At 38.6% G+C, this 23,360-nt stretch carries 20 protein-coding genes and 1 pseudogene; 15 read left to right on the forward strand and 6 right to left on the reverse strand.

Annotated elements, in window-relative coordinates:
- The first annotated feature begins 55 nt into the window (after positions 1 to 55).
- Positions 56 to 1,501, forward strand: a complete 1,446-nt coding sequence (locus IGJ49_RS03060) for a glycoside hydrolase family 1 protein (protein ID WP_438722367.1) — start codon at positions 56 to 58, stop codon at positions 1,499 to 1,501.
- 134 nt (positions 1,502 to 1,635) lie between these two features.
- On the opposite strand, the gene IGJ49_RS03065 is transcribed toward IGJ49_RS03060, so the two are convergent.
- Both IGJ49_RS03065 and IGJ49_RS03070 read right to left on the reverse strand, forming a co-directional pair.
- Positions 1,636 to 2,718 (reverse strand): metallophosphoesterase, encoded by a 1,083-nt coding sequence (locus tag IGJ49_RS03065; protein WP_438722368.1) that lies wholly within the window; start codon positions 2,716 to 2,718, stop codon positions 1,636 to 1,638.
- A 95-nt stretch (positions 2,719 to 2,813) separates the two neighbouring features.
- Entirely contained in the window at positions 2,814 to 3,083 is a 270-nt protein-coding gene (locus IGJ49_RS03070) for a hypothetical protein (RefSeq protein ID WP_438722370.1), read from the reverse strand.
- A 512-nt stretch (positions 3,084 to 3,595) separates the two neighbouring features.
- Between IGJ49_RS03070 and IGJ49_RS03075 the strand changes: the two genes are divergently transcribed.
- From IGJ49_RS03075 to IGJ49_RS03100, 6 genes are all read left to right on the forward strand, one after another.
- Positions 3,596 to 6,034, forward strand: a complete 2,439-nt coding sequence (locus tag IGJ49_RS03075; RefSeq protein WP_153830480.1) for a DNA translocase FtsK — start codon at positions 3,596 to 3,598, stop codon at positions 6,032 to 6,034.
- 479 nt (positions 6,035 to 6,513) lie between these two features.
- Positions 6,514 to 6,924, forward strand: coding sequence for a hypothetical protein (locus IGJ49_RS03080; RefSeq protein ID WP_051377631.1), 411 nt, complete (start codon positions 6,514 to 6,516; stop codon positions 6,922 to 6,924).
- A gap of 15 nt (positions 6,925 to 6,939) precedes the next feature.
- Entirely contained in the window at positions 6,940 to 7,353 is a 414-nt protein-coding gene (locus IGJ49_RS03085; RefSeq protein WP_010736159.1) for a hypothetical protein, read from the forward strand.
- Positions 7,354 to 7,473: 120 nt separating this feature from the next.
- Positions 7,474 to 8,547, forward strand: coding sequence for a 23S rRNA (adenine(2503)-C(2))-methyltransferase RlmN (gene rlmN, locus IGJ49_RS03090; RefSeq protein ID WP_010736158.1), 1,074 nt, complete (start codon positions 7,474 to 7,476; stop codon positions 8,545 to 8,547).
- A gap of 85 nt (positions 8,548 to 8,632) precedes the next feature.
- The gene (aac(6'), locus tag IGJ49_RS03095) at positions 8,633 to 9,175 is read left to right on the forward strand and encodes an aminoglycoside N-acetyltransferase AAC(6')-Ii (RefSeq protein WP_438722371.1); all 543 of its coding nucleotides are present in this window, start codon (positions 8,633 to 8,635) and stop codon (positions 9,173 to 9,175) included.
- A 332-nt stretch (positions 9,176 to 9,507) separates the two neighbouring features.
- Complete coding sequence (locus tag IGJ49_RS03100) at positions 9,508 to 11,175, forward strand: peptide ABC transporter substrate-binding protein (protein WP_438722373.1); 1,668 nt, start codon at positions 9,508 to 9,510, stop codon at positions 11,173 to 11,175.
- 92 nt (positions 11,176 to 11,267) lie between these two features.
- Here the strand turns inward: IGJ49_RS03100 and IGJ49_RS03105 are convergent, their stop codons facing one another.
- Complete coding sequence (locus IGJ49_RS03105; RefSeq protein WP_010736155.1) at positions 11,268 to 11,612, reverse strand: DUF3899 domain-containing protein; 345 nt, start codon at positions 11,610 to 11,612, stop codon at positions 11,268 to 11,270.
- A gap of 80 nt (positions 11,613 to 11,692) precedes the next feature.
- Here IGJ49_RS03105 and opp3b point away from each other — a divergent pair, with 80 nt between their 5' ends.
- The 5 genes from opp3b to IGJ49_RS03130 are packed head-to-tail and all read left to right on the forward strand — an operon-like array spanning position 11,693 to position 16,714.
- On the forward strand, positions 11,693 to 12,634 hold the full coding sequence (gene opp3b / locus IGJ49_RS03110) for an oligopeptide ABC transporter permease (protein ID WP_019722500.1): 942 nt from the start codon (positions 11,693 to 11,695) through the stop codon (positions 12,632 to 12,634).
- A complete protein-coding gene (locus tag IGJ49_RS03115; RefSeq protein WP_438722375.1) occupies positions 12,635 to 13,678 on the forward strand; it encodes an ABC transporter permease in 1,044 nt (347 codons plus the stop codon).
- Positions 13,679 to 13,683: 5 nt separating this feature from the next.
- Positions 13,684 to 14,766 (forward strand): ABC transporter ATP-binding protein, encoded by a 1,083-nt coding sequence (locus tag IGJ49_RS03120; RefSeq protein ID WP_019722498.1) that lies wholly within the window; start codon positions 13,684 to 13,686, stop codon positions 14,764 to 14,766.
- Entirely contained in the window at positions 14,741 to 15,694 is a 954-nt protein-coding gene (locus IGJ49_RS03125; RefSeq protein ID WP_010736151.1) for an ABC transporter ATP-binding protein, read from the forward strand. The genes IGJ49_RS03120 and IGJ49_RS03125 overlap by 26 nt, the downstream gene beginning before the upstream one ends.
- A gap of 12 nt (positions 15,695 to 15,706) precedes the next feature.
- Positions 15,707 to 16,714 (forward strand): RNA-guided endonuclease TnpB family protein, encoded by a 1,008-nt coding sequence (locus IGJ49_RS03130; protein WP_438722378.1) that lies wholly within the window; start codon positions 15,707 to 15,709, stop codon positions 16,712 to 16,714.
- A 307-nt stretch (positions 16,715 to 17,021) separates the two neighbouring features.
- Here the strand turns inward: IGJ49_RS03130 and IGJ49_RS03135 are convergent.
- Positions 17,022 to 17,327, reverse strand: a pseudogene (locus IGJ49_RS03135) (transposase); the annotation flags it as partial.
- A 54-nt stretch (positions 17,328 to 17,381) separates the two neighbouring features.
- On the opposite strand from IGJ49_RS03135, the gene IGJ49_RS03140 reads away from it, so the two are divergent.
- Positions 17,382 to 18,721, forward strand: a protein-coding gene (locus IGJ49_RS03140) for an IS3-like element ISEnfa3 family transposase (RefSeq protein WP_438722380.1) whose coding sequence is annotated in 2 segments (ribosomal slippage) — positions 17,382 to 17,823 and positions 17,823 to 18,721 — 1,341 coding nt in all. Because the reading frame shifts where the segments join, the coding sequence is not laid out codon by codon here.
- Positions 18,722 to 18,814: 93 nt separating this feature from the next.
- On the opposite strand, the gene IGJ49_RS03145 is transcribed toward IGJ49_RS03140, so the two are convergent.
- Positions 18,815 to 19,636 carry an NUDIX hydrolase gene (locus IGJ49_RS03145; RefSeq protein WP_349521297.1) on the reverse strand — a complete coding sequence of 274 codons (822 nt, stop codon included), beginning with the start codon at positions 19,634 to 19,636 and terminating at the stop codon, positions 18,815 to 18,817.
- 91 nt (positions 19,637 to 19,727) lie between these two features.
- Positions 19,728 to 20,006: a hypothetical protein gene (locus IGJ49_RS03150; protein ID WP_010736143.1), complete on the reverse strand. Its 279-nt coding sequence runs from the start codon at positions 20,004 to 20,006 to the stop codon at positions 19,728 to 19,730.
- A gap of 277 nt (positions 20,007 to 20,283) precedes the next feature.
- Between IGJ49_RS03150 and metG the strand changes: the two genes are divergently transcribed.
- Together metG and IGJ49_RS03160 are read left to right on the forward strand one after the other, a co-directional pair.
- A complete protein-coding gene (gene metG / locus IGJ49_RS03155) occupies positions 20,284 to 22,293 on the forward strand; it encodes a methionine--tRNA ligase (protein WP_010736142.1) in 2,010 nt (669 codons plus the stop codon).
- Between the two features lie 340 nt (positions 22,294 to 22,633).
- Positions 22,634 to 23,359, forward strand: coding sequence for a Fic family protein (locus tag IGJ49_RS03160; protein WP_438722381.1), 726 nt, complete (start codon positions 22,634 to 22,636; stop codon positions 23,357 to 23,359).
- The last annotated feature ends 1 nt before the right edge of the window (position 23,360 follow it).

The following is a 23,360-nucleotide window of genomic DNA, read 5'->3' on the forward strand; positions in this document are numbered from 1 at the left end:
AGGGTTTCGTGTTATTCTAAAGAGGTAAAGATTGAACTAGGAAAGGAAGATGTTCATGGAACACCAAAAATTAACGGCATTTCCTGATGATTTTCTTTGGGGATCTGCTTCAGCTGCCTATCAAGTAGAAGGTGCATGGCAAGAAGGCGGAAAAGGTGAGTCTGTATGGGATCGCTTTGTTCGTATTCCAGGTAAGACATTTAAAGGAACAAATGGTGACCTAGCAGTAGATCACTACCATCGTTATAAAGAAGACATTGCCTTGATGAAAGAACAAGGTTTGAAAACGTATCGCTTCTCTGTAGCTTGGACACGTATTTTTCCAAATGGCCGCGGCGAGATCAATCAAGAAGGCTTAGCTTTCTATATGGATTTGATTGATGAATTGATCAAACACGACATTGAACCAATGTTGACTTTGTATCATTGGGATCTGCCACAAGCATTGCAAGATGAATACCAAGGATGGGAATCTCGTCAGATCATCGAAGATTTTACGAACTATGCAAAAACATTATTCGAAGCATTTCGTGGCAAAGTCCACTATTGGGTTAGTTTGAACGAACAAAATATTTTTACTTCACTCGGTTATTTATTAGCGGTACATCCTCCAGGAGTGACTGATCCAAAACGAATGTACCAAGTGAACCACATTGCCAACTTAGCTAATGCAGCAGTGATCAATGCGTTCCATGAAATGGATATGCCTGGGAAAATCGGACCAAGTTTTGCGTATACGCCAAACTATCCGATCGACAGTGATCCAAAGAACATTTTGGCTGCTGAAAATGCGGAAGATTTGATGGCACATTATTGGATGGATGTTTATATGTGGGGCAAATATCCAATCGCTGCGATGAAATTCTTGGAAGAACAAGGGTGGGCGCCAACGATTGAAGAAGGCGATGAGGAGCTACTAGCATCTGCGAAACCTGACTTTTTAGGCATCAACTACTACCAAACAGCAACGAATGCCTTTAATCCATTAGATGGTGTCGGCGCTGGTAAGATGAATACTACAGGTAAAAAAGGCTCATCAGAAGAAACAGGCGTGCCTGGCATGTACAAAAAAGTAGAAAATCCATTTGTCGAACGTACAAATTGGGATTGGGAAATCGATCCAGAAGGTTTACGTATTGCTTTGCGACGAATCACGAGTCGCTACCGTATCCCTGTGTTGATCACGGAAAACGGTTTAGGTGAATATGACAAATTGACAGAAGATAAAAAAATCCATGATGACTACCGTATCAACTACTTGAAAAGTCATGTCAAAGCCATCAAAGAAGCTATTTCAGATGGTGCAGAAGTCTTGGGCTATTGCACATGGTCTTACACAGACTTGCTGAGCTGGTTAAATGGCTACCAAAAACGCTATGGCTTCGTTTATGTAGATCAGGATGAAACACAAGAAGGATCACTTGATCGCTACAAAAAAGATAGCTATTACTGGTACCAACAAGTAATTCGTGAGAATGGCGCGAATATTGGGAACCAATAAATATTGCACGAATAATACGTACTAAAGTGGATGGCACAATTTAAAAAAAAGGAACAAAAGAGGAGATACTGCTCATCTTTTGTTCCTTTTTTTGTTTGTCTTTTAGCTTTTACATCACCTAGAATTTCTGTTGATCACGAGTCTAACATAAATTGTTGAAGCACCGTTACACCAAAATCAGGTGCAGTCAATAATGTTGCGCCGATTGCGGCATCCGTCAATTTCCCACTATACGAATTTAGTGTGAGTAGTTTTCCGCTTCGAACGTTTCTGAACTTGTACAAAGGAATGGTTCCATAGGCATTTCCTGCGCTTACTACTCGCCATTGTGCCCGTTTATCTGAAGCATTTAAAACCCCAGTGCGTACAATAGAGAAGCCATTCCATTTACTATCTGATTCATACATTGAAAAATTATTTGCTCGATTATGGATGACAAAGGAATTGTTAGCCTCATAGAATACAAATCTCCATTGTTGGTTCGTATTCCTATGTTCATTAAAATAGATGACATCATCACTACTTGCTGAATCATCTAGCGCTCTACTATTATTAAGAGAATTAATGATGTGATAAGAATTACCTACCCTATTAGCCAATTCTTTTTGCTGTTGGTAGTCTCTGTCATCATTCACAGCAGTGAGTCCTTTCGAATTTATAGCAATTGTATCAATGAGTTGTTTCTTTTCCCAAACATTCCCAATCACTCGATAGATTTTCATCTCATTTTTTGAATGATCGACTTCTGCAGTTAAGTAAGTTTTTTGAGAAGCACTGCCAGAAGAATAAACTGGGACTTTGCCAAAATACTGTGGGTAAGAAACTTTACCGATTGTTTTGTGATAATGCCCTGCAAAAACGGCTCGCAACGTTCCATTATCATAATATTTTTCTACCATTGCCTTGAATCTTCCTTGGGGATCACTTCCCAATTTCCAATCATTTGGTTTATGTATATAAAGAATAGCCGGTTGGTTTGCACTTCTTGCTTCTTCTAACTGTCTCTCGATATAGTCCATCCCAGGTGTTAACCAATAAGTAGGACCAGGCCCTTCAGAGCAAGAAAGATGCATCGTGGGATAATTGTTGGCTGTGATCATTCTAAAATCCGCGATTTTTTGTGAATAGTTTAGGCTACCAACATGCTTAGATTCAAAAAAGTAATCTTCTTTCCAAGTATCTTTTGAAATCCAATTATGAGGTCTATAGGTATGCATTCTGTTAAAGGTTATCCGCCAAGCTTGATTGAGGAAAGTATCCTCGAAATTATTTTCAATATCATGGTTTCCTAGGCCATAAGAATAAGGCATTTTTAGTCTACTGAATAATTACTCCACTGAGAGCCTTGACCGTAAGCAGTGACATCCCCATTGACATAGGTATGTATTACTTTATTGCCGATGCTTGTTGAATAATCATTGATACTGTCATACTGATTTAAAATTAACGCAGCGGACTCCGCTCTGAGATCGCTATCTGATTGATAAATACCATCATCTGTTTTTGCTGTCCATGGAAATTGAGGATCAGAGGTAACTACAAACGAATAGTCGATGTCTGCGAATGCCGTAGTGCCAACCATAATTGTACCTACTAGAATACTCGCACTTAAAGTAATGCTTTTGATCATTTTATTTATTAATATTTTAGTACGCTTTTCAAATTTCATTTCTACTCCATTCTCTTATATTAATTTATTTTTTAAAGTTTGTCTCACTTTTATTTTGAAATTCTACACTCGAAGGCTTTTTTGATTCTTGTGAGTGTTATGACAAAACAAAAAGTGGTGTGATTTCCTATATTGTCGTAACCTCCTTTAAAGTTGATTGTTTTAAAAAAAGTATATCTTCCTATAATAGGTACTGTTCATAGTGTGTGGTGTTGCAACAAATAATTCTTCTTACAAAGACATAAAAGAATTTCTATCCTCACCTCAACGAAAGAGCGAAGACCATGGAGGCAAAAGGGGTGGCGAGGATCGTAGGAAGAGTTTTGAAGAATCAGATAAAAAGAAAATCAGCAATCGGGCAAACAAAACTTTTGTTCGCTTGCTTTTTTTTGTATAATGGAACTTGATGAAAAGAGGGATATATCATGGCAAAGAAAAAACGTCCTGCTAAGAAGAAGAGAAAAACTAAAAAACAAAAACAGCAGCAGGAGCAAATGATTGCGATCGGTGTTGGCTTTGCTTTTATACTATTTGCCGTCTTTGGGTTTTTGAAATTAGGCTTTTTAGGTATTTTAGTGGCGAATGGCTTTCGCATAGTCGCTGGAAATACGTATCAGATCCTCTGTGTATTATTAGCAGTTTTAGGATTTTGGATCATGGTCAAAAATAGAGAATTCACGATGGGTAAGAGTCGTCGTTGGCTGGGAGTCGGTCTGTTTTATTTAGGTATCTTACTCTTTTTACATGCCAATCTTTTTGGAAAATTGAACAGCGGAGAACCCAATATCATTGGAACGACTTGGGATCTACTATCGGGAGATATTCGTCAAAGCCAAATCACCACGAATGTCGGTGGCGGTATGTTAGGTGCATTTATTTATAATCTGACATTCTTTTTGATTGCTCAACCGGGAAGTTATTTCGTAGCTGTTTTATTGATTATTGGCGGAGCAGTATTATTCAGTAATGTTGAGGGTCATCAATTATTGAATGCCTTACAAGTCATGGGAGATAGATTCCAAGAACTGTTAGAAGGCGATCCAGAAAAGCAGGCACGTAAACAAGCTGCGAAAGAAGAGCGGCAAAAGCAACGAGCAGAAGCGAAGGAAGCAAAACGTCTTGCTGCGAAAGAAGCAGCAGAAGCTGAAGCTGCGGAAATAGAACAAAAGCGAGCCACTCGTCAAAAGAATCAGGTACAAAAGGAAACTTCTCCTATTTATGAAGAAAGTGAACCTGAACAATTAAGTTTTGTGCCGATTGACAGTTTTCAAGGAAATGTCCAACCTCCTGTTATGGAACGTCCTAAACAGGATGAGATGAGCCAAGTACAAGAGTCTTCCGAAGATGAGTTATTTGAAGATGATGGCACTGCATTAGAATTTGAGATCGAAGCAGAAGAAGAAAATCAAGCATACGAGCTACCTTCAATCGATTTATTAGACTCAGCGCAAACCGTGGATCAAAGTGATGAGTACAAGAAAATTGAAAAGAACATTGGCGTGTTAGAACAAACTTTCCAAAGTTTTGGTGTCGATGCGAAAGTCGTCAAAGCAAGTTTAGGCCCATCTGTGACGAAGTTTGAGATCCAACCAGCTGTCGGAGTAAAAGTAAGTAAAATCGTTAGTTTGACTGATGATATTGCCTTAGCTTTAGCCGCAAAAGATGTTCGTATGGAAGCACCGATCCCTGGGAAATCACTGATTGGGATCGAAGTGCCGAATAGCAAGATCAGTATGGTTTCGTTTAGAGAGATCATCGAAGCCCAACCGGATCATCCAGACAAGCTATTGGAAGTACCTCTAGGACGAGATGTTTCGGGTCGTGTCCAAACGGCCGATTTATCGAAAATGCCTCACTTGCTCGTTGCCGGATCGACTGGTAGTGGGAAGTCAGTAGCGATCAACGGCATCATCACAAGTATCTTGATGCGAGCAAAACCTCATGAAGTCAAACTGATGATGATCGACCCGAAAATGGTTGAGTTGAATATGTATAATGGTATCCCGCATTTGTTGACGCCAGTTGTGACCAATCCTAGAAAAGCAGCACAAGCATTGCAAAAAGTCGTTCAGGAAATGGAAGAACGTTATGAGAAGTTTGCTGCAACTGGTGTGAGAAATATCTCTGGGTATAATGAATTTGTCCAACAAAAAAATCTAGAGAATGGAACCAAACATCCGACCTTACCATTTATCGTTGTCATTGTTGATGAATTAGCGGATCTGATGATGGTTGCAAGCAACGAAGTCGAAGATGCGATCATCCGTTTAGCGCAAATGGCTCGTGCCGCAGGTATCCATATGATCTTAGCGACACAACGCCCAAGTGTGGATGTTATCACCGGGATCATCAAAGCCAATGTACCTTCACGAATGGCGTTTGCTGTTTCCAGCGGAACAGACTCACGAACGATCATTGATTCTAATGGGGCGGAAAAGCTCTTAGGACGAGGGGACATGCTCTTCTTACCAATGGGAGAGAACAAACCGATCCGTGTTCAAGGCGCCTTCATTTCAGACCATGAAGTGGAACGTGTGGTTAACTTTGTCACCGATCAACAAGAAGCCAATTACGAAGAAAAAATGATGCCAACGGATGAAGTTGAATCAGCTGGTTCAGCTGAACAACCTCAAGATGAACTATTTGAAGAGGCAAAAGCATTAGTTATCGAAATGCAAACCGCTAGTATTTCTCTGTTGCAACGTCGTTTTAGAATCGGCTACAATCGGGCAGCTCGTTTAGTCGATGAATTAGAAGCTCACGGCGTCGTAGGCCCTTCAGAAGGCAGTAAGCCTCGAAAAGTTTTTATTGAACAAGTGGAAGAGTCAATGGAGCAACCATTATCTGAAAATCAGGACATATAAAATGAAAGCAAGAAATCTTTTCTTATCGAATTGATTTTTTGCTTTTATTTTGCGTTTAGTCCATAAAAATATTTTTTGTGAAAAAAAACAGGTAGTAACAACACGACTATTATAAAATCATTCATGTTAAAAAATGATAAGCGTAAAGTCACAATAGTTTTTTTAGATGAAAGGAGATTCACTGAATGAACGATGAGACAATGAAAAAGATTGATCAAGTAACGAATGAAGTTTCCGAAAAAATCACGAATGAACAATTAACAGAAACAAGGGATGAAGCGACTGGAAAACCAGTCAACGAACAACCTAAAGAACGAGCCAAAGAACCAATCGAAGAACCAGTCAAAGAACTGGATGCGGATGCCGGTGTAGATGCAACCGAAGAACCAATCGAAAAACCGATCGAAGAACCGATCGAAGAACCGATACAACCAACGAGTCACACAAAAAAAGCAACGCGTGATGAACCCCGAGTCGGCTTGGCAAATTCTGAGTTTCAAAGGGGCAATCAGGAAGTACCGGAAGAAATCAAAAAATGGAATTGGGGCGCCTTCTCTCTTAACATCATCTGGGGAATTGGGAACAAAACGTATCTTCCATTACTGTGTCTGATTCCACTATTCAATTTTGTTTGGGTGTTTATTTGCGGATTCAAAGGCAATGAAGGGGCATGGAGAGATGGAAACTATACGGATGTTGAAACATTCAAACAAGTCCAAAAAACTTGGAGTAGAGCTGGCATAGCGATGTTTATTATTCAAATTGTGATTATCCTCTTATATCTTGTTTTCGTCGTATTCATTCTTTCTAGCTTATGGTATATTCGTGATTCTTTTATCCGGGATTCTTATAACTATGATCCTTACATTTATGATGGTTATTACTACTAGAAAGGAGAAAACTATATGCATCAAAAAATGATCAAAACTATTTTTATATTGAATATCGTTCAAACAGTGATTTATCTTTTTGGTTTCTTTAACCGAGTAGCAGAGCAGTCAGGTCTGGTTCCTCTCGTCTATGTGACACGTCTATGGGGGAATTTTTATGGAATTATTTTTTGGTCGATCCTAAGTATGATTTGCGTGATCGGCTTCACTTTGAGCTTATATTTATTGCTTTCAAAAGCAGTAGATTCTAAAAAAACAGTCGGGTTGATCATTTCTGCTATTGGTTATGGTTCTCCACTACTATTCAGTTTTTTCTTGATCATTCCAGCAACCTTGTTGATTTTAGGGCTTATCTTTATTAAATGGATGATTATAGATCCAGAAAAATCAGTAGAAGAATACGATGAGTGGCATGATACCCATGCATGACCTAAATAAGATTTAGTACAAGTTTTTAACGATTATTTAGTTTCTTTTGTGAACTATTGCATTAATAAAGGGAATCAGTTATAGTATGTAGCGATACTTTGAAAAAAAGAGGGAATAATCGTGGAAAAACAATCCATTTATGGTTTAACAAATAAAGAATTGACTGCTTGGTTTTTAGAACATGGTGAAAAGAAATTCCGTGCCTCACAAGTATGGGAATGGCTCTATCAAAAGCGTGTCACAAGCTTTGAAGAAATGACGAATCTTTCAAAAAGTTTGATTGAAAAACTATCAGAAAATTTTGAGATCAATCCATTGAAACAAGTGATCGTGCAAGAGGCAAGTGATGGGACAGTCAAATACTTGTTTGAGTTGCCAGATAAAAATATGATCGAAACGGTGTTGATGAGACAAGAATATGGCTTATCTGTGTGTGTAACTACACAAGTCGGATGTAATATTGGCTGTACTTTTTGTGCCAGTGGTTTATTAACGAAAAACCGAGACTTAACTGCGGGTGAGATCGTGGCTCAGATCATGATGGTCCAACATTACTTTGATGAACGTCAACTGGGGGAACGAGTATCCCATGTCGTGGTGATGGGGATCGGTGAACCGTTCGACAATTACGACAATGTCATGGATTTCTTGCATATCATCAATGATGCCAAAGGTTTAGCAATCGGTGCTCGTCACATCACAGTGTCAACTAGTGGGTTGGCAAATAAAATCAAAGAGTTTGCTGAAAATGGATTACAAGTCAACTTAGCAATTTCATTACATGCACCAAATAATGAAGTCCGTACGTCCATGATGCGCATTAATCGCCGTTTTCCAATCGAAAAATTGATGGAAGCAGTGGATGAGTACTTGGAGAAAACTAATCGCCGGATCACGTTTGAGTACATCATGCTGAATCAAGTAAATGATCGGCCAGAACATGCGCAACAACTTGCTGATCTGTTGAAAGACAAGAAAAAATTAACTTATGTCAATTTGATTCCTTACAACCCAGTAAGTGAACATGATCAATATTCAAGAAGTCCAAAAGCGGATGTATTGAAATTTTATGATGTGTTGAAAAAGAACGGCATCAATTGTGTGATTCGCAAAGAGCATGGGACAGATATTGATGCAGCTTGTGGGCAATTGCGTAGCAAACAAATGAAAAAAGAAAAAACTGTAGCAAAATAAATATTCTTAAAGTTAAGTTTTCTTTCCTTCTCTTTTTCCCGTTTGGCTGATAGAATAGGCTGAAATTGGAATGGAGGGGAATAGGATGATCATCAGTGAATTTGATCGTAGAAATATCGGTTTGAAGGATCAGCTAGCTGACCTTTTGCGATTGACTTGGCCGAAGGATTACGGTGAACAACCAATGAAAGAAGTCGAGCAACTGCTGGCGACGGATCGAATCGCTGTCTCAGCGGTGGAACAAGATCGTTTGGTTGGTTTTATCGGTGCGACTCCGCAGTATGGAATGACTGGTTGGGAAATTCACCCTCTAGTAGTAGAAACTTCTTATCGAAAGCAGTATATCGGTAGCCGCTTAGTTGCTTATGTGGAGAAAGAAATCGCTTCTAAAGGTGGTGTGATGGTTTATTTAGGAACAGATGATACGGATGGGGACACCAGTCTTAGTCATACGGATCTTTTTGATCATCCGTTAGATAAACTGAAATCAATCGAAACTTTCAACAAGCATCCTTATACATTTTATGAAAAAATGGGCTATCAAGTCGTTGGAGCGATTCCTGATGCAAATGGGATCAATCAACCAGATATCCTTCTGGCAAAACGACTTGGAGAAATAAATCAATGAATGAAGCACCAAAAAAATTTTTTAAAATCGAATAAAACATGCGAGCCTCCCCTAGTGTGGAGGCTCTTTTTTGTAGCAAAAACCGAACATTCATATCAAACGTTCTTATAACGACCATTTTTTTATGATTATTTTATTCGAAAGAGGATTAGATAAAAATCCTTGATTTATCTCATTTTTTCAGAAAAAAATAATAAAACGTTCATGGAAAAGTCATTATTTTTTAGAAAAAGCGAAAAAAACTGTTGCAATTTTAATAATTATTCATTAAACTCATAAACAACTCAGAAAATACTAATTATTCTGAAAATTTCGATAAAGGGGTACGGAAGATGAAAAAGAATTTAACTTTTGGTGTTGTGGCCTTATGTGGGCTTGTACTTGCTGGTTGTTATGGTGGCAGCAGTGCAGATACAAGTGGTAGTGGTTCTTCAAGCAGTGGATCAGCAGATGGAGGAGGCGTCTTCAACTTAGTAGTACCTCAAGAAATGCCATCAGTCGACTTATCGGTTGCAACAGATACAATCAGTTTTACTGCACTAAATAATGTGTATGAAGGAATCTATCGTTTAGATGAGGATAGTAAACCTCAACCAGCCGGTGCCAGTGAATTGGCTGAAGTGAGTGAAGATGGATTGACTTATAAAGTCAAATTGCGTGAAGACGCAAAATGGTCAAATGGAGAGCCTGTCACAGCAGCTGATTATGTATACGGTTGGCAACGTACGGTAGATCCAGCGACGGCATCAGAATATGCGTATCTTTTTGCACCAGTTGAAAATGCTGAAGCAATCACAGCAGGCGACAAAGACAAATCAGAATTAGGCATCAAAGCAGTTGGTGATTATGAATTGGAAATCAAATTAGCCAAACAAACACCATACTTCCAATACTTACTTGCTTTCCCTTCATTCTTCCCACAAAGTCAAGCAGTGGTTGAAGAACATGGAGATGCGTACGCATCATCAAGTGACAACGCAGTATACAACGGACCATTTACTTTAGCGGATTTTGATGGACCAGGTACTGATACAGAATGGACGTACAAGAAAAACGAAGAGTACTGGGATAAAGATGCAGTTAAATTATCAGAAATCAAAGTCAGTGTCGTAAAAGAATCTTCTACTGCATTGAATCTGTTCAAAGATGGACAAGCAGATGATGTCATCTTATCAGGTGAGTTAGCACAACAAAATGCGAATGATCCAGCTTATACGTCAGTTAAAGAAGCACGTACAAGTTATATCGAGTTCAATCAAAGAGAAGATGATTCACCATTCAAAAATGTGAACTTAAGAAAAGCCATTTCTTATTCAATCAACCGTGAAGCATTAGTGAAACAAGTTATGGGTGATGGTTCAGTGGTTTCAACAGGCTTGATTCCTGCAGACATGAATAAGAACCCTGAAACAAATGAAGATTTCGCAGCAGAAGCCGGCGAATTAGTATCATATGATCAAGACAAAGCAAAAGAATATTGGGAAAAAGCGAAGAGTGAATTAGGAATCGACTCATTAGAATTTGAATTGATGGCATCAGATGACGACTCAACGAAAAAAGTGATCGAATATATCCAAAACTCTATCCAAGAAAACCTTGACGGTGTGAAAGTAAAACCTACACCAGTACCATTCTCTGTTCGTTTGGATCGTTCATCTTCTGGTGATTTTGACACAGTATTAGGTGGCTGGGGCGCAGACTATGCTGATCCAAGTAGTTTCACTGACTTGTTTGTAACAGGTAACTCTTACAACCGTGGTCAATGGTCAAATGCAGACTATGACAAAGCCGTTGAAGCATCTGCTTCTAAAGATGCTGGTGACGAACAAGCGCGTTGGGCTGACTTACAAGAAGCGAATAAAATCATCGCTGAAGATATGGGTGTCGCTCCAATTTACCAAAAAGCTGAAGGTCATTTAGTTAATCCAAAAGTCAAAGGTATCGTTCATCATGCTGCTGGCGCATCATGGGATTACAAATGGACATATATTGAAGAATAAACTGTCCTAAAAAGAAAAAAGAGTGTCTGGGATGTATTACAAATCCCAGACCTCTCAATTTTCTGATCCTAGTTATTCTTTTGGCCGTTCATTTAGACAAGTGAGATGAGCGCAAAGACAATCGAAAACACAAGCAAAATTCCAGCGATGATCAGCCAAAAGGTATACATACCGTAGCTGACCGAAGATAGGGAAGTAAATTCTGGTTTTTCCTTCCGGTTTCTCGTTCGTGCTAAGTGAAACGAACGTTGAAAGTGATCAAAGAAACCTGAGGAGAACACCCATAAAAATCCGCCGATAATCAAAAACGGCAACGCACATAAAAATAAATCATTGGATAATTGAAGAAGGGTCAACTGATCAGTCAAAGCATTTTTAAGTAACACGAGGACGATCACTAAACCGGCAAACAAATAAGGACGATATTTTTTTTTCATTTTTTTGCTCCTTTATCATTGGTTCATTAAATAATGTAGCGAAACATTGATCAGAAGTCAAAAGCTAGGGGGAAACATTCGTGAATAGTTATATAAAATATGTATTAAAACGTGTCTTCTTTATGGTCATCACACTTTGGTTGATTGCAACCATCACATTCTTTTTGATGCAATTATTGCCTGGTACACCTTACACAAACCAGGAACGTTTAAGTCCTGAAACAATTGAGATGTTGAACAAACAAGTTGGTTTGGATAAACCAGTCATCGTTCAATATGGGATCTATCTTTCTAATTTGATCCAAGGAGATTTTGGTATCTCTTTCCAATTCAAAAACCAACCAGTTGCTAACTTATTAGCAGGACGAGTAGGACCTTCATTACAGCTTGGTCTACAAGCAATCATTTTCGGAACTTTCTTTGGAACGATCCTAGGAACAATCTCAGCAATGAAACAAAATACATGGGTCGATACGTCTTCTACATTAGTCGCGATCTTAGGACGTTCTATCCCTAACTTTGTTTTTGCTGTATTGTTACAATACATTTTTGCCATCCAATTTCGTGTATTACCGATCGCAAAATGGGATGGGTTCATGTATACGATCTTACCAACGATTGCACTAGCCATGTCGCCATTAGCCGACTCTGCCAGATTCATCCGAACAGAAATGGTCGAAGTCTTGCATAGTGATTATGTTGAATTGGCTCGAGCAAAAGGCTTGAGTCGTTGGGAAATTGCCTTCAAACATGGTCTACGTAATAGTTTGATCCCGTTGATGACCTTGTTAGGCCCATTAGCAGTCGCTTTGATGACTGGTTCATTAGTTGTTGAAAATATCTTTGCTATTCCGGGGATCGGTGAGCAATTCGTTAAGTCGATCACAACAAATGACTATCCAACGATCATGGCTGTCACGATCTTGTATTCATTTATGTTGATCTTAGTTATTTTAGTCGTGGATCTATTGTACGGACTAGTTGATCCGAGAATCCGAGTTTCTGAAGGGAGTCGAAGCTAGATGGAACTGATACCAAAACGCTACGAAACAATTGCAGAAATTCCTGCAGATGAATTTTTACCGTTACAAAAAAACACAGAAGAAGAACGTGAAAAAATCGAAGCTCCTTCACTGAATTTTATCCAGGATTCTTGGCGTCGATTGAAGAAAAACAAAGCGGCAGTTATTTCTATGGGATTACTGATCGTGATCATCTTTATCTCGATCATCACGATTTTCGTTTCACCCCATGATCCAACCGCTCAAAATGTCGATTACATCAACTTACCACCACGTATTCCTGGTATCAATATCGCCGGACTAAACGGAAAAGCAATGGTTGCTGGTGAGTTAGTCGATAAATATGCGCAAGCAAATGTTCCCGCAGACGTGAACTACTTTTTAGGAACAGATGGTCTAGGTCGTGATGTGTTAAGTCGTTTGTTCATGGGAACACGTATCTCTCTACTGATTGCCTTCATTGCTGCGTTACTAGATGTAACGATCGGTGTTGCCTATGGTTTGATCTCTGGTTTGTTAGGTGGTCGTGTGGACAATGCGATGCAACGTTTCTTAGAGGTCTTATCTGGTATTCCTAACTTAGTCGTGATGATTTTGATGTTGGTCGTCTTTGAACCAGGGATCTTCTCGATCGTGGCGGCGATGGCGATCACGAACTGGATTCCGATGGCTCGGATCGTCAGGGCGCAAACCTTGAAATTAAAAGACCAAGAGTATGTGTTAGCAGGAATGACATTAGGTGAATCCAAATGGAAGATCGCCTTCAAGCATATCTTGCCAAACATTTCGAGTGTGATCATCATCCAAATGATGTTCAGTATCCCATCAGCGATTTTCTTCGAAGCTTTCTTAAGTTTCATCGGCCTAGGCTTGACACCACCTTCTGCTTCATTGGGAACGATGTTGAGTGATGGATACAAAACATTCTTATACTTGCCGTACCTATTATGGATACCGGCAGCAACCTTATCGGTGATCATGATTGGTTTCAACTTATTAGCAGATGGCTTACGTGATGCCTTTGATCCTAAAATGAAAGAGTGAGTACGATGACGAAAATTCTTGAAGTAAAGAACTTACAAATCTCCTTTGATACCTATGCTGGAAAAGTCCAAGCAATCCGAGGCGTCGATTTTCATTTGAACAAAGGTGAAACATTGGCAATCGTTGGCGAATCCGGTAGTGGGAAATCTGTAACGACTAGAAGTATCATGCGTTTACTGTCAAGTAACGCATCGATCGATTCTGGTGAGATTTTATTCAAAGGACAAAACATTGTTGATAAAACAGAAAAAGAAATGCAAAAGATTCGTGGGAAAGAAATTGCGATGATCTTCCAAGATCCGATGACTTCATTAGATCCAACGATGACGATTGGTAAACAAGTAGCAGAATCTTTACGTAAGCATAATAAAGTATCGAAAAAAGAGGGGCAAAAAGCCGCTTTAGAATTATTGAATCTTGTAGGAATCCCGGAAGCTGAGAAACGCATCCATAGCTATCCTCATCAATTTTCAGGGGGACAACGGCAACGGATCGTGATCGCGATCGCGTTGATTTGTTACCCAGAAATCTTGATTGCAGATGAACCAACGACAGCCTTAGATGTGACGATCCAAGCACAGATTTTAGAGTTGTTGAAAAAAATCCAATCAAAAATCGACACGTCGATCATTTTTATCACCCATGATCTTGGTGTCGTAGCGAATGTCGCTGATCGAGTAGCAGTGATGTACGGTGGAAAAATCATTGAAGTGGGGACATCTGAAGAGATTTTTTACAATCCACAGCATCCGTATACATGGGGCTTACTTGGCTCTATGCCTACATTGGAAAGTGGCAATGACCGCTTATATGCAATCCCAGGTTCTCCACCGGATTTATTGAATCCGCCAAAAGGTGATGCCTTCTATCCACGAAATGAATTTGCATTGAAAATCGATGCGGAACAAGCACCACCGTTTTTCGAACTATCACCAACACACCAAGCAGCTACTTGGCTATTAGCCCCACAAGCTCCAAAAGTGACACCGCCAGAAGAGATTCAACGGCGCTGGGCGATTTTTCAAGAAAAGCAAAAAGCACATGGCCAAGGGGGATTGAACAATGAACAAAAAACTGCTCGAGGTTAAAGGCTTAAAACAGTATTTTAATGTAGGAAAGAAAAATGAAGTCCATGCGGTGAATGATATCAGTTTTCACATCTATGAAGGAGAAACATTCGGCTTAGTTGGCGAATCTGGTAGTGGAAAGTCAACCACAGGTCGAACGATCATCCGTTTGAATGAACCAACGGGTGGCGAGATCTTATTTGATGGGCAAGATGTGACGAAATTAAAAGGCAAACAAGCCATGACAAAGTTTCGTCATGAAGTCCAAATGATTTTCCAAGATCCATATGCTTCATTAAATCCAAGAATGAAAGTACGAGATATCATTGCAGAAGGAATCGATGTCAACGGACTAGCTAAATCACCCGAAGAACGTGCAGAAAAAGTCAACGAGTTACTAAAAACAGTTGGCTTAAATCCCAGCCATGGCACACGCTATCCTCATGAATTTTCAGGGGGACAACGCCAACGGATCGGGATTGCACGAGCATTAGCAGTCAATCCGAAGTTTATCATTTGTGATGAACCAATCTCTGCTTTAGACGTATCGATCCAAGCCCAAGTGGTCAATCTTTTACAAGATTTACAAAAAGAGCAAGGATTGACTTACTTGTTTATCGCGCACGATCTATCCATGGTGAAACATATCAGTGACCGTATTGGTGTGATGCACAATGGCTTGTTGCTTGAGATGGGAACCAGTGAAGAAATCTATAATCATGGAGTGCACCCATATACGGAAAGCTTACTATCAGCGATCCCATTGCCTGACCCTGATCATGAACGCCAACGTCGCCGGATCAAGTATCAACCTGAACCAGATGATGGACAAATCCGCACGTTAAGAGAAATTGCTCCTGAACATTTTGTATATGCAACAGAACAAGAAGTTGCTTATTATGCGAAAAAATTAAAACGGCAGAAAGAAGCCTTGCTAGTCGCAAACTAGGGGGAGAAGCCGATGCTAAAAGCCTTTAAATTTCGAATCTATCCCACTGATTCACAAAAACAGTGGTTGATCCAAACATTTGGTTGTGTGCGTTTCACTTACAATCATTTATTAAAAGCCAGACAGGCGTATTATTTAGAAACACAAGCGATCGATTATACGCTGACACCAGCTTCTTTAAAAAAGCAATATCCGTTTTTAAAAGAAGTCGATAGTTTAGCCTTAGCGAATACCCAATTAAATTTGGATCGTGCATTTCGTAATTATTTTAAAGGACGCGCAAGCTTCCCCAAACTAAAAAATAAAAAAAGTATTTGGCAGTCGTATACGACGAATAATCAAAAAGGAACAATCTATTTAGAAGAAACATACCTCAAATTGCCAAAGCTAAAAGAGAAAATTCGCATCCATGCCCATCGTCCGATTGAAGGAACGATTCGTTCAGCAACGATCTCATCTCGATACAACGAGATCTTTTATGTCTCCTTGCTCTGTGAAGTTCCCCAAAAGACGATGAAAGCGTCAAATAAATGGATCGGGATAGCCTATGATCCAGATCGTCTAGTGGAGATGTCCACACCACTTGACATCACGATTCCTAAATTCAAACAAGTTGATCAACAACTTCTGCGGGCAAAGAGAAAGCTTGTGATCAAAGGACGATCAGCACAGCATCGACGCACACACGTTGAAAGAGTAAAAAATTATCAAAAGCAAAAAAGGAAAATCAAAGACCTTTATTTAAAACAAAAATTTCAACGAGAAGACTATTTAGAACAAATTTCAGGAACAGTGATCCGTCATTATGATTATTTGTTTGTCGAATCGATTTCAGCAGATTGTCCGGAAGGTGATTTTTCTATCCAAGACTGGCATAAGCTATTAGCAAAGCTCCAATATAAATCGCAATGGTATAGCAAAAAGTTAGTATTGATCGATATGAAAGAACAAACAGCTCCTTCCACAAATAAAAAGAGTCTGGAATTAGTTGAAATCGGGAAACAAGTCCTTTTTGAATAAAAAAACTGGTAGGGGCGCCAGGGTTCGCCTTGCTAATAAAAAACATCTACTGTTTTTGTTTCTAGGAATTTCTTTCAGAGAAGCTCACTAATTATGACAAACCAAAAAAGAGGAGAAGAGCATGAATGCTCTTCTCCTTTCAGACTGTAGACAAAAGCATCAGTTTCCTCTTTACTAAGAGTGTAGACTAATACTTTTGTCTATTTTTGTATAATAAAAGATATGGGCTCTTTGTCAATAAGGACTGATGAGTTGCGAAAAACTAAATCTGGGTCAGAACAAACCTCATTCTGACTCAGATTTTGTGTTATCTAACTTTGATTAATTGATTGGTCAAAAAGATTCTAATTTTCATATTCTCAAATGATTTAAATCCGTAGAATACTCGTTTCATTGTTTTTATGTGGGTATTCTTTGCTTCTATTTTTCCATTGGAGTAAGGATAAATCATCGCATTGCCGATGCCTTCTTCGTAGATCAGAAGGTTTTGAAGTTTCTCACGAAATCCTTCATCTAATGTTTCGGGAAGTTCTGCCAATAAGGAGAAAAGCAAGTCAGGATCTTTGTCTCGAAAAGCTTCAACTAATTCATGGAAAATGGGATATGCCTCCTTTTGATGTGCACCCCAAAAGTTAGACTAGAAATCTAATTAAAAGGGGTGCTTTTTTTGCGGAAATATACATTTGATTTTAAGAAAAAAGTAGTTTCAGACTATTTAAATAACGAAGGCGGCTACAAATATCTTGCACATAAATATCAAATAAATCGTACACTGGTTAGACATTGGGTAAGGATTTATAACTATCATGGTTGGGAAGGCTTGGTTGGAGGTGGCAAAAGCTACACTACAAAATTTAAACTTGATGTTATAGAATATATGGAAACAAATGGTCTTTCTATCCAAGAAACTGCTAAAAAATTTAATATCGGTTCAAATAGAACTCTAAGTAAATGGATAGAGCAATATGAAGAAGACGGTTCTTCTTCACTTGAGAGCCAAAAAAGGGGCAGAAAAATTAGTATGAATTCCAAGCTAAACATTCCTAAAAAACTTAAAGATGAGTCTCTTGAAGAAGAAGTTATTCGTTTAAGAGCAGAGAACGCATATTTAAAAAAGTTAGAAACCTTGATTCAAGAACAAGATTTGAGCAAGAAGAAATCAAGGTTAAAACAATCCTTCAGCTCAAAAAAGAATTTAAATTGAATCTATTACTTTCAATTGCACAATTAGCGAAGTCAACTTATTATTACTGGGTAAAAAAATTAGATAAGCCAGATAAATATAGCAAGATTAAGCAAGAAATTACAGCGATTGTAAAAGAATCAAGAAACTCTTATGGTTATCGTAGAGTCACTTTAGCGTTAAAGATGAAAGGATATACAATCAATCATAAAACAGTTAGAAAATTAATGTCCCAAATGGGACTTACCTGTCAAATCCGAATAAAGCGATATAAATCTTATAAAGGAACAGTAGGAAAAATTGCCAAGAATGTGTTAAAACGAAATTTTTCAGTAGATACACCCAATAAAAAATGGGTGACAGACGTCACTGAATTCAAGATAAAAGGAAGAAAAATCTATCTATCTCCTATACTTGATTTATTTAACGGAGAAATAATTAGTTATAGTATATCAACTAGTCCAACATATAAACTGATTGAAGAAATGCTTCAACAAGCAATTAAAAAAAAGGGAACTGAGGGTTCACTGATTCTACATTCAGATCAAGGATGGCAGTATCAGATGCCACAATATCAAAAAAAATTAAAAGAGAATAACATTATTCAAAGCATGTCTAGAAAAGGAAATTGCTTAGATAATTCTGTAATAGAAAATTTTTTTGGTGTGCTTAAATCAGAGTTTTTTTATCGAGAAAAATTCCGATTAATTGAGACATTTCAAAGTAAATTAAATGAGTATATTAGATGGTATAATAACAAAAGAATAAAACTAAAGTTAAATGGACTATCTCCAGTAGAATATCGGAAACAGTCCATTAAATAGTTCAACTTTTGGGGTTCAGTTCATTTAAGGGGCTAGCGAGTGGTGAGCCCTTCTAGAGCTGTTAAAAAGCCACCCGTTTTCACGGGTGGATATTTACTCTGTATGTCCACGTTTTAATTGATAGATCTTTGAGGGACGTCCGATACCGACAGGACGTTCACCGATTTCATCGAAGTATTGTAACATAGCTTTTTTGAAATTGGAATGATCGATCATTTTAAAATCGATCCCTAAGAATTTAGCGAATACTTTGCGTGCTTCAGTGATCGTGAAGTCTTTTCCTAGCACTTGAAGCACTTGGGGTTCATGTTCCATTTTGTTGACGACACGGTTGAAGGCTTTGACAATGATCTCGCTATGGTCAAAAGCTAATGTGTCTTTGCCAGAAGACTCGCTCGTCGTCAAGTCTAGAGTGATTGCTACATCCCCACTCGATAAATGCAGTTTGTTTGCATTGCGTTCAAGTGAAAACCACTGCACTTCTTTGGCATCGTCTCCAGCGATCAAAGGTTCTTCACCGATAAAGGCGAGATAGCTGACTGTCACGACCCAGCCACGAGGATCACGATTCGGTGTACTGAAGGTATGCAGTTGTTCAATATTTTCTTCGGATATGATGACGCCTGTTTCTTCTTTTGTTTCTCGCAATACGCTGGCACCAGTCGATTCATTTTTTTGGACGAATCCTCCGGGAAGTGCCCAAGAATTTCGGTAAGGATGGCTTTTACGTTGGATAAGTAAAACTTTTAATTGATCTTCTTCTTTGTTGTAGCAGAGTAAAACGATATCGACGGTCAAGGAAGGTTTTTCATATTCAGGACGTTCTTGGTCTTGGTACCAAGATAAGAAATCAGTTTCAGAGGCCTCTTGTTCATAATATGTTTTTTCTTCTTCTTTTGAATGAAAATGTTCCACTTTCTCACCTCCTATTATGTTAAGGTACTTTTTACTTTATTGTAGCAGAATCTCTCTGAAAACCAAAGATTTCTAGACAAATAAATCCAACTCAGAGTTGAAAAAGAAACGGTAAGAGTAGATTAAATAGGAAGAAAAGCAAATAAAAAGGGAGAAGCTTCTGTTTTTCTTCTCGAATGGCGAAAAAGCCACAGAGGACGATATACCCTGCTAGGATCACTCGAAGGATCAAAGTGAGCAAAAGAAAAGTATTTAATTGCCCATGTAGATTGAAATAACCATACAGATGTAAATAGTAAAAACTAAATAGTAGATGGATGAGAGAAAGTAAAGCAATGCTGATAATCATTCGTTTGTGTTTTTTTGTCATTAGTCTCAAAACCTTTTCTTATATGATATTGCTTATTATAGCATGTTTGTAAAGTAAAAATGAGAGAGTAGACGATCCTGAAGAAAAAGGAGCGAGAGTGTGGATAGAGAAGGAAGTGGTTCATCACGATAACGTAGGTTCTTTATAGATGTTTTCTTGAAGGGAAAGGACATCTTTACATTTCGGGAGTTATCAAAAAAAGCTAACAGCGCATTCATTTTATGGTATACTAGCAAGGAAACGAATTCGCACCATGCGATAAAGGAGGAAGTACCCCATGGCAGAAAAGGAAACTTTTTATATCACTACGCCCATCTATTATCCAAGTGGCAAACTGCACATTGGCAATTCTTATACAACGATTGCATGTGATGCTGTTGCACGTTATAAACGTTTGATGGGCTTTGATGTGTTTTATCTAACTGGGGTAGATGAACACGGACAGAAAATCGAGAAAAAAGCAGAAGAATTAGGCGTAGAGCCACAGGAATATGTAGACAAAATGGCTGCAGATGTCAAAAAACTATGGAAAACATTAGATATCAGCTACGATAAATTCATTCGCACAACTGATGATTATCATAAAGCAGCAGTTCAAAAAATCTTTGATCGTTTGCTTGAACAAGGCGATATTTACTTAGGTGAATATGAAGGTTGGTATTCTGTCTCTGATGAGGAATTCTTTACAGAAACTCAACTTGCAGAAGTATACAAAGATGAAGACGGCAAAGTGATCGGCGGGAAAGCGCCAAGTGGTCATGAAGTTGAGCTAGTCAAGGAAGAGTCTTATTTCTTCCGTATGAGTAAGTATGCAGATCGCTTGTTAGAGTACTACGAAGAACACCCAGAGTTTATCCAACCTGAATCACGTAAAAATGAGATGATCAATAACTTCATCAAACCAGGTTTAGAAGATCTAGCAGTTTCACGGACGACATTCAGCTGGGGAATCAATGTTAAAAATGATCCGAAACATGTAGTGTATGTCTGGATCGATGCGTTGTCGAACTACATCACCGCACTGGGCTACGGTTCAGAAGACGATCAATTATTCCAGAAATATTGGCCCGCAGATGTCCATATGGTTGGAAAAGAAATCGTTCGGTTCCATACGATCTATTGGCCGATCATGTTGATGGCATTAGATATCCCATTGCCAAAGAAAGTCTTTGGACATGGCTGGTTGTTGATGAAAGACGGCAAGATGTCTAAATCGAAAGGCAATGTCGTTTATCCAGAAATGCTCGTAGAACGCTATGGCTTAGATGCTTTGCGTTATTACTTATTGCGTGCAGTACCATTTGGTTCAGATGGCGTATTTACACCAGAAGACTTTGTGTCACGTGTGAACTACGATTTGGCGAATGACTTAGGGAATCTTTTGAATCGAACGATTGCAATGATCAATAAATATTGTGATGGCATGGTTCCTGACTATGCGTCATTAGTGACACCGTTTGACAGTGAGTTATCAACAACTGCTGCGAATGTGGTTGGTCGTTATCATGACGCAATGGAAAAAATGGAATTCAACACTGCTTTAGCCGAAATCTGGGTATTGATTTCTCGTGCCAACAAATATATCGATGAAACAGAACCTTGGGTCTTAGCAAAAGACGAAGAGAAGAAAAAAGAGTTAGAGAGCGTGATGATCCACTTAGCTGAATCGTTACGTATCACTGCGATCCTCTTACAACCGATCATGACAGAAACACCAACTAAAATCTTCAATCAATTAGGGTTGGATGCCGAGACGATGAACCTTGAAGGATTACACTTCGGTGAATTCCCATCTGGGACAAAAGTCGTTGCAAAAGGTACACCGATTTTCCCACGCTTAGAGCTGGAAGAAGAAATTGCGTATATCCAAGCAAAAATGTCAGAAGGTACTCAAACAAATGAGGACTCTGTCAAATGGGACCCAGAAGAAACAGAGCTTGTTTCGACTAAAGAAAAACAAATCAAATTCGATGTATTTGAAAAAGTCGAATTAAAAGTAGCAGAAGTCATCAATTGCCAAAAAGTCGAAGGGGCAGATAAATTATTGCAATTCCGTCTAGATGCAGGAGATGACCAAGACCGTCAAATCTTATCCGGTATTGCCGAATTTTATCCTGATCCAAGTGAATTGATCGGCAAAAAATTAGTGATCGTTGCTAACTTGAAACCACGCAAAATGCGCGGGCTGATCAGTCAAGGAATGATTCTTTCAGCAGAAGCAGCTGATGGTTCATTACAAGTGATCGAAGCACCAAAAGGTATGCCAAACGGTTCTGAAGTTGGCTAATCAATGACTGTTAAGAACTATTCTAAGCAAATAAGCTTAGAATAGTTCTTTTTTGATAACCTTACTTTTCATGGCTCTATAAAAATAAAACTAACGAGGTTGTGCGAACACCGTTTATTTGTTTTTAGGGGGTACGAAAGGACGAATCTCCTCGGCTTTTTTATAACTTTGATTGAGTGACAAATTTTTTGGAACTGCAGTATTAAACCATTCATTCATGTTACAATAAGAAAGAAAAGTGAGTAAGTAAACGATCCAAGCCGAATGAGCAGGTCATTGGCTTAGTTAGCGCTTGATAAGAAATAGGATAACTATGCTATCTATTGGAAGGAGACGAAAGATGAATGTGGCTGAGTTAGATTTAGTTACCCGATTTGTACTGGAAAAAAAAGCAAATCTGCATGGCGGAATTTACCATTTGACTCAAGTAGAAATGGCGTATAACTCCAATCGAATCGAAGGGTCGAGAATTTCTGAGAAGCAAACCGCCTTAATATTTGAAAATAATATTCTCCCTCCTGCTGAAAGTGGCGAGGCAACGAAACTAGATGATATCAAAGAAACAGAAAATCATTTCAAAGGTTTCGATTACGTGATCGATCATATCGAAGAACCGTTATCGAATGATTTTATCAAAGAACTACATCGAATTTTGAAACGAGGAACAACTGATGAAAACAATCCGCTAACACCTGTCGGAGAATTTAAACTTGTTCAAAATATGATTGGTTTTGGTTATGATGAGGTTGAAACCATAGCATCCGAGGAAGTAACTGAAAAAATGACGGAATTACTTGCTCACTATGAGAACTCAAAAAAACAAAGCTTAGTTGAAATTGCAGATTTTCATGTGAAATATGAACGCATCCACCCATTTGCAGATGGCAACGGACGTATGGGACGTTTGATGATGTTCAAAGAATGCTTGAGGCCCAATATCATGCCTTTCGTGATCAAAGTTGTCCATCGTGAGTTCTACTACAGAGGTTTAAGTAATTGGGGAACCGAGAATGGTTATTTACTTGATACTTTAGGTATGAGTCAAGATATGTATGAACAGTTTTAAA

It is taken from the genome of Enterococcus sp. AZ171, assembly GCF_051714005.1.
GTDB classification, from domain to species: Bacteria; Bacillota; Bacilli; order Lactobacillales; family Enterococcaceae; genus Enterococcus_B; species Enterococcus_B pernyi.

What these genes read in the sequence shown, in the direction of transcription:
- IGJ49_RS03060 (WP_438722367.1), top strand. Translation starts at nt 56, where the DNA reads ATGGAACACCAAAAATTAACGGCATTTCCTGATGATTTTCTTTGGGGA.
- IGJ49_RS03065 (WP_438722368.1), bottom strand. Translation starts at nt 2,718, where the DNA reads ATGCATACCTATAGACCTCATAATTGGATTTCAAAAGATACTTGGAAA.
- IGJ49_RS03070 (WP_438722370.1), bottom strand. Translation starts at nt 3,083, where the DNA reads ATGGTTGGCACTACGGCATTCGCAGACATCGACTATTCGTTTGTAGTT.
- IGJ49_RS03075 (WP_153830480.1), top strand. Translation starts at nt 3,596, where the DNA reads ATGGCAAAGAAAAAACGTCCTGCTAAGAAGAAGAGAAAAACTAAAAAA.
- IGJ49_RS03085 (WP_010736159.1), top strand. Translation starts at nt 6,940, where the DNA reads ATGCATCAAAAAATGATCAAAACTATTTTTATATTGAATATCGTTCAA.
- IGJ49_RS03100 (WP_438722373.1), top strand. Translation starts at nt 9,508, where the DNA reads ATGAAAAAGAATTTAACTTTTGGTGTTGTGGCCTTATGTGGGCTTGTA.
- IGJ49_RS03105 (WP_010736155.1), bottom strand. Translation starts at nt 11,612, where the DNA reads ATGAAAAAAAAATATCGTCCTTATTTGTTTGCCGGTTTAGTGATCGTC.
- IGJ49_RS03115 (WP_438722375.1), top strand. Translation starts at nt 12,635, where the DNA reads ATGGAACTGATACCAAAACGCTACGAAACAATTGCAGAAATTCCTGCA.
- IGJ49_RS03120 (WP_019722498.1), top strand. Translation starts at nt 13,684, where the DNA reads ATGACGAAAATTCTTGAAGTAAAGAACTTACAAATCTCCTTTGATACC.
- IGJ49_RS03125 (WP_010736151.1), top strand. Translation starts at nt 14,741, where the DNA reads ATGAACAAAAAACTGCTCGAGGTTAAAGGCTTAAAACAGTATTTTAAT.
- IGJ49_RS03130 (WP_438722378.1), top strand. Translation starts at nt 15,707, where the DNA reads ATGCTAAAAGCCTTTAAATTTCGAATCTATCCCACTGATTCACAAAAA.
- IGJ49_RS03150 (WP_010736143.1), bottom strand. Translation starts at nt 20,006, where the DNA reads ATGACAAAAAAACACAAACGAATGATTATCAGCATTGCTTTACTTTCT.
- metG (WP_010736142.1), top strand. Translation starts at nt 20,284, where the DNA reads ATGGCAGAAAAGGAAACTTTTTATATCACTACGCCCATCTATTATCCA.
- IGJ49_RS03160 (WP_438722381.1), top strand. Translation starts at nt 22,634, where the DNA reads ATGAATGTGGCTGAGTTAGATTTAGTTACCCGATTTGTACTGGAAAAA.